Here is a 16,453-nt window from a genome sequence, read left to right on the forward strand (position 1 = left end):
TTTCAACTAACCTTTTCAGAGCGCTGTTATTTTTCATACAAAAAGAATGCTGTAAGAAGGAACCGCTATGAGCTCAGTTAATCTCGAGTATGTCCTGCGGCTGGAAAGTCTTTTAAGCCGGATTTACCCCAGAGAACACATTGCTGACCTGCTGAAGAAAATCCTGCATCTTGCTGAAAAATGGAATTACGGCAAACACCGCACGACAAGTTGGGTCGATGGAACCAATATTTATCTGATCACCTATGGCGATAACATTCGTCACGGCGAGCAACCGCCGCTGGCGACCTTAAACCATTTCGCCAATACCTATCTGCGCGAGATCGTCAGCGATATCCACATTCTGCCGATGTATCCCTACAGCTCGGACGACGGTTTTAGCGTTATTGATTACCGCCGGATCGACGAACATCTCGGCGGCTGGTCCGACATTCATCACCTTTCGGCTCATTTCAATCTGATGTTCGACTGCGTGATCAACCACATCTCACGATCCAGCGAATGGATGAAGGGCTATCTGCACGACGATCCGTATTACAAAGATTACTTTATTGCCTCGAATCCCGAGCTGGATTACAGCCGCGTGGTGCGTCCGCGCGCCTCGCCGCTGCTGACGCCATTTATCAAAGCCGACGGCACCGAGCTGTACCTGTGGACCACGTTCAGTGAAGATCAGGTGGATATCAATTTCAAAAATCCGCAGGTTCTGCTGGAGAGCATCGACGTACTGTTGCAGTACGCAGCCAGCGGCGGGCAGTCTATTCGCCTCGACGCCATCGGGTATATCTGGAAGGAAGTGGGCACGCGCTGCATCCATATGCCGCAGGCGCACAATATTATTAAAGTCTGGCGCACGATCCTCGACGAAGTGATCCCCGGCACGCGGCTCATTACGGAAACTAACGTACCGCATCACGAAAACATCAGTTATTTCGGTGAAGGTGATGAAGCGCATATGGTGTATCAGTTTCCGCTGCCGCCGCTGACGCTTCATGCATTTTTACGTCAGGACACCACGACGCTGACCCAATGGGCTCAAAGCCTGAACGCGGAAGCGCGCTACCCGGACACCACATATTTCAACTTTCTGGCGAGTCACGACGGCATCGGGCTGCGCCCGACGGAAACCTTTCTCAGCGATGATGAACGTAAATACATGGCGCAGGAAACACTGCGTAAAGAGGGTCGCGTCTCGTATAAAGACAACGGCGATGGCACACATTCGCCGTACGAGCTGAATATTAATTACCTGAGCGCGCTGACTGAACCGGAAGATGATGTTGACCTGAAAGCCCGTAAATTCCTGGCGGCGCAGGCGTTGTTGCTGTCATTCATCGGCGTGCCGGCCATTTACATCCACAGCCTGCTCGGCAGCGAGAACGATCTCGACGGTATGCATCAGTCCGGGATCAACCGCCGCATCAACCGTAAAAAGCTGGAGCTGGGCACTCTGGAAGCTGAACTGGAGAAGAAAGACAGCCTGCGCTCCCGCGTGTTTTACGGCTTAGAGGAACTGATTAAACACCGCCGCGCGCATCCGGCATTTTCGCCGCAGGCTGGCCAGCGTGTGTTTGATCTGGGCAAATCGTTATTCGCCATGGAACGTTATGATCCGAAGAGCGAAGATCGGATCACCTGCGTATTTAACATCAGCGATCATTCCCAAATTCTGAAACTGGCGGTGGAAGGCAAAGATCTGATTGGCGGAGAAGTGTTTAACGGCCAGATGCGACTCCAGCCGTGGCAGGTCGTATGGATCAAACACAAACTCAAAGCGCCAGAACGTCTCGGCAGACTGCGTCGCTGGCGGATGAAATTGTTTAAACGAACAAAGCGTTAAGCAGACGAAGCCTTAAGAAGACAGCGTATTGACGTCCATTTTGACGACCGCTTTGCGCACGTTAGCCGGTTCGCCGACGGCGCACAGCGGTTTATGCACTTCACCCGGATAAAACACCACAAAATCACCGGCCTGCATAATCATGGTTTTTTCCTGCTCGCCGGCAGCCAGAAACGCGATGTCTTTATCTTCAAGCCAGTCGGTATCAATGTATCCTGCAGGAAGATTGCTGAACGTCATCCCTTCCGTTCCGTTCAGTACAATCTGGACATCCAGATAACGGGCATGAAACTCCGCACGACGTTCTGCCTGTGGCGCCGTTGAATCATTTGAAATCAGGACAAACGCGTCAATGCCGCGGATATCGTGTTTGCCCAGCGGTGTTTCCGCCGTGATATTTTTCTTCACATACTCAATGGCTTCGCGCAGCTCAGCGGGAAGGTAAGGCACTAAATGCAGTTGATGAATGTTTCCGGTGATCATGGGTTTCCCTTCATGAAAATAAAAATGAAATGATGTTTCAATGTAGCAACATCATAATGCACTCTGATGACCCACCATTTGATCCAGTTAACAGTTTTGGTCTCCGGATCTGTCTGTAGCCAACCGTTTGCTTTCGTCTATTTTTCCGCTTGATGTCACCGGTGACGCGCGTATAATGCGCCACAATTTGCCGGGAGAACCTATGAACAATTGCCACGTTTTGTGCTCAGATGATCGACCAAACACCGTGCCATCAGGCAGCCCGCTGCCGTTGTTCTTCCGTGGTATTACCGTTTTACAGAAAGCCCCTCATTGAGGGGCTTTTTTTTGTCCGGAATTTAAGAACATCGGTTTTTGAGCGCATTTCTTTTAAGAACAAAGAAACAGGAGAATGACTATGGCCAACCCGCTATATCAAAAAGACATCATTTCTATCAACGATCTCAGCCGCGAGGAGCTGGAGCTGGTGCTCGACACCGCGGCCAGCCTGAAAGCGGATCCGCAACCGGAATTGTTGAAACACAAAGTGATCGCCAGTTGTTTCTTCGAAGCCTCAACCCGAACGCGCCTGTCGTTTGAGACGTCTATGCATCGTCTCGGGGCTTCCGTCGTCGGTTTCTCTGACAGCAGCAATACGTCGCTCGGCAAAAAAGGCGAGACGCTGGCCGATACCATTTCGGTGATCAGCACTTACGTGGATGCCATCGTGATGCGCCACCCGCAGGAAGGCGCGGCGCGTCTGGCGACGGAATTCTCGGGCGGTATTCCGGTTCTTAATGCCGGTGACGGCGCGAACCAGCACCCGACGCAAACCTTGCTGGATTTATTCACCATTCAGGAAACGCAGGGACGTCTTGATAACATCAAAATCGCGATGGTCGGCGACCTGAAATATGGCCGTACCGTTCACTCTCTGGCGCAGGCGCTGGCGAAATTTAACGGCAACCGCTTCTACTTTATCGCCCCCGACGCACTCGCTATGCCGGGTTATATTCTGGCGCTGCTGGAAGAGAAAGGCATCGAATACAGCCTGCACAGCAGCATCGATGAAGTCGTGCCGGAAATCGACATTCTGTACATGACCCGCGTACAGAAAGAGCGTCTGGACCCGTCTGAATATGCCAACGTCAAAGCGCAGTTTGTCCTGCGCGCGGCGGATCTGAACGGCGCTCAGCCTCACCTGAAAGTCCTGCACCCGCTGCCACGCATCGACGAAATCACGCCGGATGTCGATAAAACGCCATACGCCTGGTATTTCCAGCAGGCCGGTAACGGGATTTTTGCGCGTCAGGCTTTGCTGGCGCTGGTGTTGAACGCAGATACTGCACAGTCAGCTTGAGGAGAAAACGATCATGACTCACGACAATAAACTTCAGGTTGAAGCCATTAAATGTGGCACGGTGATCGACCATATTCCGGCGCAGGTCGGCTTTAAATTGCTGTCACTGTTTAAATTTACGCAGACAGAACAACGCGTTACCGTCGGGCTGAATTTGCCTTCCGGCGAGCTTGGCCGCAAAGACATTATCAAAATCGAAAACACCTTCCTGACCGACGAACAGGTTAATCAGCTGGCGGTCTATGCCCCGCGCGCCACGGTGAACCGCATCGATAATTATGAAGTCGTGAAGAAGCTGATGCCGACGTTGCCGGACCGCATTATCGGGGTTTTGCGCTGCCCGAACGGCAACTGCATCAGCCGTTTTGAACCGGTGGATTCCAGCTTTGCGGTGAAACAGCGCGCAGATGGCGTTCACCTGAAATGCAAATACTGCGAGAAAGAGTTCGAACATCAGGTTGTGCTCAATAACGACTGAGCAGGTATACTGGCGACCAGATTTTTACCCATAACCCAAAATCAGGAGACATTATGTCCCGCGAAATCAGTACTGAAAACGCACCCGCCGCAATCGGTCCTTATGTTCAGGGCGTGGATCTGGGCAGCATGATCATCACTTCAGGCCAGATCCCTGTTGATCCTAAAACCGGTGCCGTGGCCGACGACATCGCCGCTCAGGCGCGTCAGTCTCTGGAAAACGTCCAGGCTATCGTTGAAGCCGCTGGCCTGAAAGTGTCAGACATCGTGAAAACTACCGTTTTCGTGAAAGATCTGAACGACTTCGCCACTGTTAACGCCACGTATGAAGCTTTCTTCACCGAGCACAAAGCGCCTTTCCCGGCCCGTTCATGCGTTGAAGTTGCCCGTCTGCCAAAAGACGTGAAAATCGAAATCGAAGCCATCGCCGTTCGCCGTTAATCGCGCCAGCCGGACTTCGTACAGACCAGCCTCCGGGCTGGTTTTTTTTCGCCTGTCCGTTCAGGTTTCTTATGTTTTCCTGCCGCCGGTGGCGGTTGCTTCATCAGCGACCATACTTACGGTAACCCGATCATTTTTGCCCTGTTTTCACCCAATCCAAAATGTCACCGCACCGAAACGGGGCAGTCCGGGCTCTTTTCCCCTGATTTTCAGCAGGTTTTGCACGCTGGCACACTTTATGCCTGATCTTCATTGTTATTGAACGATTCAATTGCGGCCTGTCCAGTTTGTGAGGTGATGATGATCAAGATTGACCTTTCCGATTCACCCTTTTTTGATGAGATGTTAATGGCTGACGGGACGCACCGCAGCCATTATCAGGCCTACTGGCAATGGTTGCAGCAAGCCGATCAACAGGCGGTTCAGCGCAAAAAAGAGGAAGCGGCGCTGTTATTCCACCGGGTGGGGATTACCTTTAATGTTTACGGCGAAGATGATGGCGCGGAGCGGCTGATCCCGTTTGACAGTGTTCCGCGGATCATCCCGGCCAGCGAATGGCAAATGCTCGATCGCGGTATTCGTCAGCGCGTTCAGGCGCTGAATGCTTTTCTGCACGATATCTATCATGATCAAAAAATACTCAAAGCGGGGATCGTTCCGGCCGAACAGGTTCTGGCAAACGATCAGTATCAGCCTTGCATGCAGGGCATCGATCTTCACCGGGATACGTACGCGCACATCGCCGGAACCGATATGGTGCGTGGCGGCGACGGCGAATATTACGTGCTTGAAGATAACCTGCGCACGCCGTCCGGCGTTTCTTACATGATGGAAAACCGCAAAATGATGATGCGGTTATACCCTGAACTGTTTGCAGAACAACGCATTGCGCCGGTTTCCCGCTATCCTTCCCATTTGCTGCAAACCCTGCGGGAAAGCACCACGGTGAATGATCCGACGGTAGTCGTCCTGACGCCCGGCCGCTTTAACAGCGCGTATTTCGAACACAGTTTCCTCGCGCAGCAAATGGGCGTTGAACTGGTGGAAAGCGTCGATTTATTCGTGAAAGACGGCGCGGTGTTTATGCGCACAACCGCAGGCCCGTGCAAAATCGATGTGATCTACCGCCGTATCGACGACGCATTCCTCGATCCCCTGGCGTTCCGCGCGGATTCAATGCTCGGCGTGCCCGGCCTGTTGTCGGTATATCGCGCCGGTGGCGTGGTGCTGGCGAATGCGATTGGCACCGGCGTCGCCGATGACAAATCCATCTATCCGTACGTACCGGAGATGATTCGCTACTATCTGGCCGAAGATCCGATACTTAACAACGTACCGACCTGGCAATGCCGCAAGGAATCTGACCTGTCGTTTGTGCTGGCGAATCTGGAAAGAATGGTGGTGAAAGAGGTCCACGGCGCAGGCGGTTACGGCATGTTAATCGGCCCTACCGCCAGCAAGGCTGAAATCGAACGCTTCCGCCAGTTGCTGAAAACGCGGCCCGAAAACTATATCGCCCAGGAAACGCTGGCGCTCTCAACCTGCCCGACGTTTGTGGAAAATGGTCTGGCTCCGCGGCATATCGATTTACGGCCTTTTGCGCTGACCGGCGCTGAAATTCGTCTGGTACCGGGCGGTTTAACCCGCGTTGCGCTGGCGGAAGGCTCGCTGGTAGTGAATTCATCTCAGGGCGGTGGCACCAAAGATACCTGGGTCCTGGAAGAAGAGTCGGAAGTTCCGACGGAGGGTGACGCATGCTAAGCAGAACAGCCAGCGAACTGTACTGGATGGCGCGTTATCTGGAACGCGCTGAAAATATCGCACGCCTGCTGGACGTAACCAACAAGCTGTCAATGATGTCGATCCGTGACGTCAGCGCCCGCGATGAAAATAACGATCTGCTGGTTCCGCTCACCATGACCGGCACCCGCACCTTATTCAATGAACACTATCCGCAGGAAACAATGGGCAATCTGCTCAACTTTTTCGCGCTGGACAGTTTCAACCACAGCAGCATTTTCAGCTGTCTGCAAATGGCCTGGAACAATGCCCATGCGGTCCGCGGCAGTCTGTCTTCCGAAGTGTGGGAAAGCATTAACGCCACCTGGATTGAGATGAAACTGATCCGCCGTCAGGGCGTCGGCTCTGCGGGCGCGGATTCCTTCTTCGACTGGGTTAAGGAGCGCTCACATCTGTTCCGTGGCGCGATGTTTGGCACCTTGCTGCGCAGCGACGCGCTGAATTTTATCCGTCTTGGCACCATGCTCGAACGCGCTGACAGCACCGCAAGGCTGCTGGATGCCAAAAATCAGCTGCTCAATGCTGATGAAGATCCGGTGCGCGAGTACTACCGGATGGACACGCTATTACGCGCCGTCAGTGCCCGTGAAGCATTCCATACGCTCTACAAGCAGCAGCTCAGCCAGAAACGCATTGCCGAACTGCTGGTGCTGCGCCGCGAACTGCCGCGATCCCTGTTGTCCTGCGTAGAAATCATGGCCGAACAGCTGGAGGAAATCGGCGGGTCAGCGGGCAATTTACCGCGTCGCCGCGTTCATACCCTGCATGCTCAGCTCCGCTTCACCGAAATGGACGAGATAGTCGAAACGGGCCTCAGCCCCTGGTTAATGCAGTTTCTTGACCAGACCAATGCCATCGCTGAGAGCATTCATCAAACCTATCTGGAGGCACAATAATGAAACTGAATGTCAGTCATCAGACGCATTACACCTATGCGCAACAGGTCAAACACAGTACGCAATATCTGCGCCTGACGCCGCAGGATTCCAGCCATCAGAAAATCCTCTCATGGGATCTGACGTTGCCGGAATACGCCACCCGCACGCTGGACGCTTACGGCAATGTGTTACACGTGCTGACGCTGGATCAGCCGCATCAGGCAATCACTATCGAAGCCTACGGCGTGGTCGAAATTGAAGACAACACTGAAGACGATAATTGCGGGCATTTATCACCGCTGGTGTTTTTGCGCACCAGCCCGCTGACACAGGCCGACGGTGCGATCCGTGATTTCGCCAACCGCTATTATCGTCCGCAGGATCAGCATGAAAGTCTGTGCAATCTGATGGGCGAATTGCTGCTGAAAATGCCTTACAGCCCCGGCACGACGAGCGTAAAAGACAGCGCATCGCAGGCGTTTTCCGCACAACAGGGCGTGTGTCAGGATCATACCCACGTTTTCCTCGCCTGCTGCCGCAGTCTGGGGATCCCGGCGCGTTACGTCAGCGGCTATCTATACTCAGAAGATTCGACGCATGTTGCCATGCACGCCTGGGCGGAAGCCTGGCTGGACGACCGCTGGCAGAGCTTTGATGTCACCAACAACACCTGCAAACCGAATCAGCATTTGAAACTGGCTATCGGCATAGATTATCTTGATGCGTGCCCGGTCCGCGGTATCCGGTTAGGGGGAGGAAGCGAAGACATGCGCACTGTCGCGGCCGTTGCCATGCTTGACGTTCCGCAATAATCCTGACCATCTGAATGGGAAGATTTTTCTATGACTTACTGTGTGGCCATGCGCTTGTCCTCTGGCCTGGTGTTTGTTTCAGATTCACGCACCAACGCCGGAGTGGACCATATTTCCACCTTCCGCAAACTGCACGTATTTCATCAAAGCGATGAACGCGTGCTGGTGATCCAAAGCGCCGGTAATCTGGCGACCACACAGAGCATTATCAGCCTGCTGCACCGGCGCTGTCTGGACGACGAGCGGGAAAACCTGCTCAACGTGAAATCCATGTATGACGCCGCGAGCCTGCTGGGTGAAACGGTTCGCGAAGTCATCGCCCGCGACAGTGGTGCGAACCAGGGCGGGAACACGGATTTCAGCTGCAACTTGCTGCTGGGCGGTCAGATAAAAGGCGAGGGTCTGCGGTTATTCCATGTTTATCCGCAGGGGAACTTCATCGAAGCCACGCACGATACGCCGTATTTCCAGGTTGGCGAAAGCAAGTACGGAAAACCGATTATTGACCGCGTGCTGAACTTCGAAACGCCGCTGGATCAGGCAATGCAATGCGCGCTGATTTCGATGGACTCTACGCTGCGCAGCAATCTTTCCGTCGGTCTGCCACTGGATGTGATGACCTATCCGACAGACAGTTACAGCACCGCACAGCAACACCGGATCACCGAAAGCCATCCGTATTTCGACATGATCCGCAAAGGCTGGGGCGAAGGCCTGTTGAGCATTTTTGCGCAGTTGCCACCGCTGAAATTAGACGAGTAAATACTTTTCAGGCGGAGTGAATCTTCACTCCGCTGCTTTATTCTCTTCCATCTTCTTCACGATCTTTTTCTCAACCTCAAACGGATCGATACCGCGCAGCTGTAACCGGCGGAAGCGGATAATGTTAAAGCCGTTCATGACGAGGAAACTGCCTTCGATAAGCGAACCGCCTATCGAACCGAGCCATATGTTGTGGAATACCCAGCAGCAGGTCGAGCACCACATGATGCAGCGCGTGGTCAGCCCGCTGGTGCGAAACAGCGCCCAGGTGCTGACGACAGTTGCACCGACCGGCAATAATTCCACCCAGTGATGCGCACGGCTCAGGCCGAGAACCAGCGTCAGCACGATGAAAATTACCATGATCCACTGATTGCGCGTACGCAGGGAAATCAGGGTTCGCAGGGAGTTCAGCAAGGCGCTCATGCCAGCTGGTGCGGCTCCCATCATCAGGAAATGCACGCCGATAATGGCGCTGTAGGCGGAAAGCTGCTGTTTAAAGCGACGGTCGCTGCGGTTGAAAAACATCGTGATACCGACCACAAAGGCCAGAACACCGACTGACTGGGCAAACCAGTAATACGTCATTTTTCGGAGATCTCATTCGTAGGATGCGTAGAAAAAGCAAACGGCGCTTCACATTTGAAACGCCGTTTCATTCTAACGAGTATCCGGAAGCGTTACAATGTGACACCGCTTTTAAAGATCGCCAGTTCGCGGAAATCGTTGATTTCGTTTTTGGCTTTACGGCCATCCGCGATCGCAACGATCAGATCCACAAACTCACCCAGCAGCTGATCCATGCTGACATCGTGGATCAGGCGCCCTGCATCAAAGTCGATCCAGTGCGGTTTTTTCGTCGCCAGTTCACTGTTAGTCGCCAGTTTTACCGTCGGCACAAAACCGCCGTAAGGCGTGCCGCGACCGGTACTGAACAGCACCATATGGCAACCGGCACCGGCCAGCGCGCTGGTTGCCACGGCGTCGTTACCCGGCGCACTCAGCAGATTTAGGCCCGGCGTCGTCAGACGTTCACCGTATTTCAGCACGTCCATCACCGGGCTTTGCCCTGCTTTCTGCGTGCAGCCCAGCGATTTCTCTTCCAGCGTGGTGATACCGCCCGCTTTGTTGCCCGGCGACGGGTTCTCGTAAATCGGCTGATTATGCTCGATGAAATACTGTTTGAAATCGTTGACCATGTGAACGGTCTTTTCAAACGTCGATTCATCGCGGCAGCGGCTCATCAGAATGCGTTCCGCACCAAACATTTCCGGCACTTCAGTCAGCACGGAAGTCCCGCCGTTGGCGATCACATAGTCGGAGAAACGTCCGAGCAGCGGGTTCGCGGTGATACCGGACAAGCCGTCAGAACCGCCGCATTCAAGACCAAATTTCAGTTCGCTGAGTTTGCCCGTTACGCGTTTGTCGTCACGCATAACCGCATACAGTTCACGCAGACGTTCCAGACCGGCTTCCACTTCGTCGTCGAATTTTTGCAGCGTCATAAAACGCACACGATCTTCGTCAACTTCACCCAGCGTTTCACGGAAGACGTCCACCTGATTGTTTTCACAACCCAGACCAATCACCAGCACCGCGCCCGCGTTCGGATGGCGCACCATATTTTGCAGCATAGTGCGGGTGTTCACGTGGTCATCACCCAGCTGTGAGCAGCCAAACGGATGGGTGAACAGGAAGACGCCGTCGGTGCCTTCTGCGTCATTGGTTTCTTTCAGAAAACGTGACTGGATCTGGCGGGCAATGCCGTTAACGCAGCCCACCGTTGGGATCAGCCAAATTTCATTACGGATCCCGACCTGACCGTTTTTACGACGGTAGATCTGCACTTCGCGATCGGCCATTTGATCCGGCAGCGTCGCGAAATCCGGCTGATACTGGTACTGATCCAGATCGCTGAGATTGGTTTTGCCGTTTTGTGAGTGAATATGCACACCCGGCTCAATCGCGGTCAGCGCATGCCCAATCGGCAGGCCGTATTTAACAATGTTTTCCCCGGCCGCAATCGGGCGCAGGGCAAACTTATGGCCCCGCACAACCGGCTGAGCCAGAACGACGGTGTGACCGCCTGCTTCAACCCGCTCACCAGCATCAATATCGCGAAGCGCAACGGCGACGTTATCGGCAGTATGAATTTGAATGATACTTTGCATAGTTGCTCTCTTAGCTGTAAGCCGCCAGCGCATCGCGCATGCCACGGTCTTCAATCGCCTGCAGTTGTTCGGTGATTTTTGCCGTCAGGCCAGGCACGGTGTTCAGGTCCCGCCCCCAGTGTTCTTCATCGGCGAGCACGGTTTCCACCAGCCCGACCAGCGGCAGGTTACCGCTGCGCACGCTTGCCCACAGTTCGGAGAAACGGCTCAGCCAGTGTGCATCGTCCTGCAACGGATAGATTTCGCCGTGACGTTCGCCACGGTAAAACGCCAGCAAGGCGGCCAGTGCGAAAGTCAGGCGCGGAGGCAAAATGCCGTTTTTTTCCTGACTCGCCAGCAGCTGCGGCAGAATACGGGTGCGGTATTTGGTCATGCCGTTCAGCGCGATTGACAACAACTGATGCTGAATGAACGGGTTGCGGAAACGGCTGAGAACCGCCTGAGCAAATGACGTCAGTTCATCCTGCGGCAGATCCAGAACCGGTGAAATCTCTTCGGCAATCGCCAGCTCTACAAAGCGGCTGATTTGCGCGTCATTCATCGATTCGCCGACGGTGTTCAGCCCGGCCAAAAATGCCACCGGCACCAGCGCCGTGTGCGCGCCGTTAAGGATCGCCACTTTGCGTTCTTTATACGGTTTGATGTCGTCAACAAGACGGATATTCAGCGGCAGTTTGTCCAGACGCAGTTCCTGCGCCAGGCTTTTTGGCCCCTGGATCACGAACAGATAGAAGTGTTCGGCGCTGTCGAAGAAGCTGTCCTGATAACCGAGTTCTTCCTGCAAACTGTCGATTTCGCTGCGCGGGTAGCCCGTCACAATGCGGTCAACCAGCGTCGAGCAGAAAGTGTTGCTGTTTTGCAGCCACTGGGTGAATGCCGCCGGTAATGCCCATTGCTGTGCATAGCGCAGCACCAGTTCCTGCAAGGCTTCGCCGTTATAATCGATCAGTTCACACGGCAGTAAAACCCAGCCTTTATCGGCGGCACCGGAGAAGTGAGTGAAGCGCTCGAACAGCAGTCGGGTCAGTTTGGCGGGGAAGCTGGCCGGAGGCGCATCATTCAGGCTGTCGCTTTCGACATAGCTGATACCCGCTTCGGTAGTGTTCGAAAACACAAAGCGGATATTCGGGTCGCGGGCCAGCGCCAGATATTCGTCAAACTGATGGTAAATATTGATTTCGCGGTTTACGGAACGAATGATGCGCGTGTCGCGCACGGTTTCGCCCTGCTCATTCAGGCCGCTGATGATCGTGGTGTACAGACCATCCTGCGTACTCAGTGAAGGTGGGAAATCGGTGTCAATCGGGCGAACGACCACGATACCGGCATCCAGATCGGTATGTTCATTGAGCAAATCTATCTGCCAGTCGACAAACGCCCGCAAAAAGTTGCCTTCACCGAACTGGATAATTTTGTCTGGATGTTGACGGCCTGGGAAGTCACGGCGATTTAACCTTTGCATCTCACATTCACCTTAATTTGGTCAGACGCCGGTCTTTGAGGACATCAGTTTGTCCCGTGGCCGTCGTTCTTTATTGGGATAATAGTTTGTTATTTCTGTGTTTTATCTGGAGCGCAGGAATCTGCGCTCCGTTGTGCTTTTAGTTCAGTTCAATCTGGAAATACTGTTTGGCGTTATCGAAGCAGATATTTCTCACCATGCTGCCCAGCAGTTCGATGTCTGCCGGCGCTTCGCCCGCTTCCACCCAGTGGCCGATCATCTGGCACAGGATGCGACGGAAATATTCGTGGCGTGTATAAGACAGAAAGCTGCGGCTGTCGGTCAGCATCCCCACGAAACGGCTCAGCAAGCCCAGATTGGCGAGCTGTGTCATCTGACGTTGCATGCCATCTTTCTGGTCGTTGAACCACCAGCCGGAGCCGAACTGCATTTTGCCCGGCATCCCTTCACCCTGGAAGTTACCGACCATGGTGCCGATCACTTCGTTATCACGCGGGTTCAGGCAGTACAGAATGGTTTTCGGCAGACCACCGGCCAGACCTTGCGCGCCCAGCAGTTTAGACAGCGGTTCTGCCAGCGGCTGGTCATTGATGGAGTCGAAACCGACGTCCGCGCCGATCAGCTGGAACATACGGGTGTTGTTATTGCGCAGCGCGCCAATGTGGTACTGCTGCACCCATTCACGGCGCTGATATTCAGAAGCCAGATACAGCAACACGCCGGTTTTGAACTGGGCGATTTCCTCTGTGGTTGGCGTTTCACCGTTCAGGCGGCGGGCCAGAATGCCGTCCAGCGTCGCATCATCCGCTTCGCCATACACCACAACGTCCAGCGCGTGGTCGGAAACTTTGCAACCGTGCGCCGCGAAGTGATCCATACGTTTTTTCAGCGCATCACGCAGATCGCTGAAACGGGTGATGGAAACGTCAGCCGCAGCTTCCAGTTTCTTCACGTAATCCGCAAACGTGGCGGCTTCAATGTTGAACGCTTTGTCCGGGCGCCAGCTTGGCAGCACTTTGATATCAAAGCTGGTGTCCTGAGCGACGGCTTTATGATGTTCCAGAGAATCGATCGGGTCATCGGTTGTGCCGACCATTTTCACGTTCATCTGTTTCATGATGCCGCGGGCAGAGAAGTTGTCCTGCGCCAGTAATTCATTACCGCGTTCCCAGATTTCGCCTGCGGTGGACGGGGAAAGCAGTTTGCCGGTAATGCCAAACGGACGACGCAGCTCAAGGTGCGTCCAGTGATAAAGCGGGTTACCGATGGTGTGAGGAACCGTGGCGGCCCACGCGTCAAATTTCTCGCGGTCAGTGGCGTCGCCAGTACACATACGTTCAGGAACACCGTTGGTGCGCATCGCACGCCATTTGTAGTGATCGCCTTTCAGCCAAATGTCATACAAGTTTTTGAATTTGTAGTTCTGAGCGATCAGCTCAGGCGGCAAATGGCAGTGGTAGTCGAAAATTGGCTCATCTTTCGCGTAGTCGTGATACAGGCGACGTGCGAATTCAGTGTCGAGAAGGAAGTCTTCTGTTAAAAACTGCGCCATCTTAGGTTCCTCATCATGAAATCTGTAGAGTTGTCTCTCAATGGTGCGAAGTTATCACACCAATTCAGGTTGTCGTCCAGCTCTTTTTAGGGGTATATGCCGGTAATAGCAGGCAATTCAGGACCCAATAAACTCACTAACTCTCTGTAAAATAATAGCGTTGAAGCCTTACTGCACGGGTACTTATTATCCTCACAATCAGAGTGTCATTTTGTGATGTCACTCAAACTTTAAATCTGTATGACAGGTTATTTCGTACCAAATGTGACAAAACCAGTTTCACCGTTTCCACGTAATGCCGCCATTTACTCAGCCTCTTACTCCCCGCGCCTGCCGGCATTCCATCGAGTTCTTCTGATTAGCTGCGTAATAAAACGCGCAATCTGTACTCAAAACGCCCCGCGTTAAGCGTGCGGACGAAATGTGATCAATCCGTGAAGTTGTTACACCAATTACGTTTCAGTGATCCGGTACCTGATGTTAATCCTTCATGGAAAAGTGTGAACAAGATCAATCAAAAAGTAATTTTCTCAGTAAATTCAATTAAATAAGTGTGTAGTTAAAAAAGTTAAGTAAGCACACAAATTAAATGTGGTTTTGTGATGTCATTCAAATTTTAAATCTGTATGACAAGTTATCTTTGCTTCGCCCGGACAAGAGCGTCAGAGATTACCTGCCACGTCCTTTCGCTGTTGCCCGGGCAAAACACTTCCCAGGCGCAGTCAGCCTCATGGCGAAGCAACAATTCTGGTGTTCAGGACGCTCATCGGATCTTACGCACAGATAACAATAAACCAGTGCGTAAACATCGGGCCGCTCCCAGTGAAATCATCTGGCGGCGATATCCCCGGAAACCACTTTAAGGAAGCCAGAAGCCCATGCTCAGGCAGCGTGGTGCGAAATACGCCATGACAGCGTGCGTTGTCATTGCCGGATTATTTACTGGGAGAGAGTTAAATGGGTAAGATTAAAGGGTTACGCTGGTACATGATCGCACTGGTGACATGCGGCACTGTATTAGGCTATTTAACACGTAACGCCATTGCCGCCGCAGCACCGACGCTGATGACTCAGCTCAACATTACCACTCAGCAATATTCTTATATTATCGCCGCTTATTCCGCCTGCTATACCCTGATGCAGCCGGTTGCCGGTTATGTTCTTGACGTCATGGGCACGAAAGTCGGTTACGCCATGTTCGCCGTTATGTGGGCCATCTTCTGTATGGCGACCGCGCTGGCCAGCAGCTGGGGTGGTCTGGCGATCGCCCGCGGTGCCGTTGGTATGGCTGAAGCCGCGATGATCCCTGCCGGCCTGAAAGCCAGCAGCGAATGGTTCCCGGCCAAAGAACGTTCTATCGCCGTGGGCTACTTTAACGTCGGTTCTTCTATCGGCGGGATGATTGCGCCACCGCTGGTTGTCTGGTGCATCCTGATGCACAGCTGGCAGCTCGCCTTCATCATTACCGGTGCATTGAGCCTGATCTGGGCACTGAGCTGGCTGGTATTTTACAAACACCCGAAAGACCAGAAAAAACTGAGCAACGAAGAACGCGATTACATTCTTGATGGTCAGGAAGCACAGCACCAGACCACCAACGGCAAGAAAATGTCGGCCTGGCAGATCCTGCGTAACCGCCAGTTCTGGGGCATCGCGCTGCCGCGCTTCCTGGCTGAGCCTGCCTGGGGCACATTCAACGCCTGGATCCCGCTGTTCATGTTCAAGGTGTATGGCTTTAACCTGAAAGAAATCGCGATGTTTGCGTGGATGCCGATGCTGTTTGCTGACCTCGGTTGTATCCTCGGCGGCTACCTGCCTCCGCTGTTCCAGAAATACTTCAAAGTGAACCTGATTGTCTCCCGTAAACTGGTGGTTACCATGGGTGCGGTCCTGATGATCGGCCCTGGCATGATCGGCCTGTTCACCAGCCCGTACGCAGCAATCGCTTTACTGTGCATCGGTGGTTTTGCTCACCAGTCACTGTCCGGCGCGCTGATTACTTTGTCTTCTGACGTGTTTGGCCGTAACGAAGTGGCGACAGCCAACGGTCTGACCGGGATGGCGGCGTGGATGGCAAGTACCATGTTTGCTCTGGTGGTGGGTGCGCTGGCTGATACCATCGGTTTCAGCCCGCTGTTTGCCGCTCTTGCCGTCTTCGACCTGCTCGGCGCCATCATTATCTGGACCGTACTGCAGAACCGTTCCGCAGTAGAAGCTGTACCGGCCCCGCTGAAAACCGCGAAAGCCTGATCCGCCAATCACAAACCCGGTAAAATTCTTTGCCGGGTTTGTCTCTTTCTCACATTTCTCCAGTGCCTTTGTGGCCGATGCACGGTGCATCAACCTTTCGTAAATCGTATACTGGTAGTTGTATAATAGGTTTGCAGGTCTGTCCGACACTCGCATCTTGCAGGTTTCACTACTTTTAAAGAGCAC

At 53.4% G+C, this 16,453-nt stretch carries 14 protein-coding genes; 9 read left to right on the plus strand and 5 right to left on the minus strand.

Features of this window, described 5'->3' with window-relative positions:
* Positions 1-67: 67 nt before the first annotated feature.
* On the plus strand, positions 68-1,840 hold the full coding sequence (locus KWG64_RS10765; protein WP_218521888.1) for an alpha-amylase family glycosyl hydrolase: 1,773 nt from the start codon (positions 68-70) through the stop codon (positions 1,838-1,840).
* A 12-nt stretch (positions 1,841-1,852) separates the two neighbouring features.
* Here KWG64_RS10765 and KWG64_RS10770 read toward each other — a convergent pair whose 3' ends face one another.
* A complete protein-coding gene (locus KWG64_RS10770; protein ID WP_218521889.1) occupies positions 1,853-2,323 on the minus strand; it encodes a YhcH/YjgK/YiaL family protein in 471 nt (156 codons plus the stop codon).
* 397 nt (positions 2,324-2,720) lie between these two features.
* On the opposite strand from KWG64_RS10770, the gene pyrB reads away from it, so the two are divergent.
* The 7 genes from pyrB (at position 2,721) to KWG64_RS10805 (ending at position 8,832) form a co-directional block, all read left to right on the plus strand.
* Entirely contained in the window at positions 2,721-3,662 is a 942-nt protein-coding gene (gene pyrB, locus KWG64_RS10775) for an aspartate carbamoyltransferase (RefSeq protein ID WP_195815579.1), read from the plus strand.
* A gap of 13 nt (positions 3,663-3,675) precedes the next feature.
* Positions 3,676-4,140, plus strand: coding sequence for an aspartate carbamoyltransferase regulatory subunit (gene pyrI / locus KWG64_RS10780; protein ID WP_101075010.1), 465 nt, complete (start codon positions 3,676-3,678; stop codon positions 4,138-4,140).
* 53 nt (positions 4,141-4,193) lie between these two features.
* Positions 4,194-4,580, plus strand: coding sequence for a 2-iminobutanoate/2-iminopropanoate deaminase (gene ridA / locus KWG64_RS10785; protein WP_101075009.1), 387 nt, complete (start codon positions 4,194-4,196; stop codon positions 4,578-4,580).
* Between the two features lie 300 nt (positions 4,581-4,880).
* Positions 4,881-6,341 (plus strand): circularly permuted type 2 ATP-grasp protein, encoded by a 1,461-nt coding sequence (locus KWG64_RS10790; protein WP_195815578.1) that lies wholly within the window; start codon positions 4,881-4,883, stop codon positions 6,339-6,341.
* Positions 6,335-7,276 (plus strand): alpha-E domain-containing protein, encoded by a 942-nt coding sequence (locus tag KWG64_RS10795; RefSeq protein WP_218521890.1) that lies wholly within the window; start codon positions 6,335-6,337, stop codon positions 7,274-7,276. The genes KWG64_RS10790 and KWG64_RS10795 overlap by 7 nt, the downstream gene beginning before the upstream one ends.
* Positions 7,276-8,070 (plus strand): transglutaminase family protein, encoded by a 795-nt coding sequence (locus KWG64_RS10800; protein ID WP_218521891.1) that lies wholly within the window; start codon positions 7,276-7,278, stop codon positions 8,068-8,070. The genes KWG64_RS10795 and KWG64_RS10800 overlap by 1 nt, the downstream gene beginning before the upstream one ends.
* 30 nt (positions 8,071-8,100) lie before the next feature.
* Positions 8,101-8,832: a proteasome-type protease gene (locus KWG64_RS10805; protein WP_218521892.1), complete on the plus strand. Its 732-nt coding sequence runs from the start codon at positions 8,101-8,103 to the stop codon at positions 8,830-8,832.
* Positions 8,833-8,856: 24 nt separating this feature from the next.
* Here KWG64_RS10805 and KWG64_RS10810 read toward each other — a convergent pair whose 3' ends face one another.
* The 4 genes from KWG64_RS10810 to uxaC all read right to left on the minus strand — a co-directional run bounded on the left by KWG64_RS10810 (position 8,857) and on the right by uxaC (position 14,017).
* A complete protein-coding gene (locus KWG64_RS10810) occupies positions 8,857-9,420 on the minus strand; it encodes a YgjV family protein (protein ID WP_218521893.1) in 564 nt (187 codons plus the stop codon).
* A 92-nt stretch (positions 9,421-9,512) separates the two neighbouring features.
* Positions 9,513-11,003 carry a UxaA family hydrolase gene (locus tag KWG64_RS10815; protein ID WP_218521894.1) on the minus strand — a complete coding sequence of 497 codons (1,491 nt, stop codon included), beginning with the start codon at positions 11,001-11,003 and terminating at the stop codon, positions 9,513-9,515.
* A gap of 10 nt (positions 11,004-11,013) precedes the next feature.
* Positions 11,014-12,465, minus strand: a complete 1,452-nt coding sequence (locus KWG64_RS10820) for a tagaturonate reductase (protein ID WP_218521895.1) — start codon at positions 12,463-12,465, stop codon at positions 11,014-11,016.
* 139 nt (positions 12,466-12,604) lie between these two features.
* A complete protein-coding gene (gene uxaC, locus KWG64_RS10825) occupies positions 12,605-14,017 on the minus strand; it encodes a glucuronate isomerase (protein ID WP_195815569.1) in 1,413 nt (470 codons plus the stop codon).
* A gap of 957 nt (positions 14,018-14,974) precedes the next feature.
* On the opposite strand from uxaC, the gene KWG64_RS10830 reads away from it, so the two are divergent.
* Complete coding sequence (locus KWG64_RS10830) at positions 14,975-16,267, plus strand: MFS transporter (protein ID WP_195815568.1); 1,293 nt, start codon at positions 14,975-14,977, stop codon at positions 16,265-16,267.
* The last annotated feature ends 186 nt before the right edge of the window (positions 16,268-16,453 follow it).

The organism is Rahnella sp. PD12R (genome assembly GCF_019200965.1).
In the GTDB taxonomy this organism is placed as follows: domain Bacteria; phylum Pseudomonadota; class Gammaproteobacteria; order Enterobacterales; family Enterobacteriaceae; genus Rahnella; species Rahnella laticis.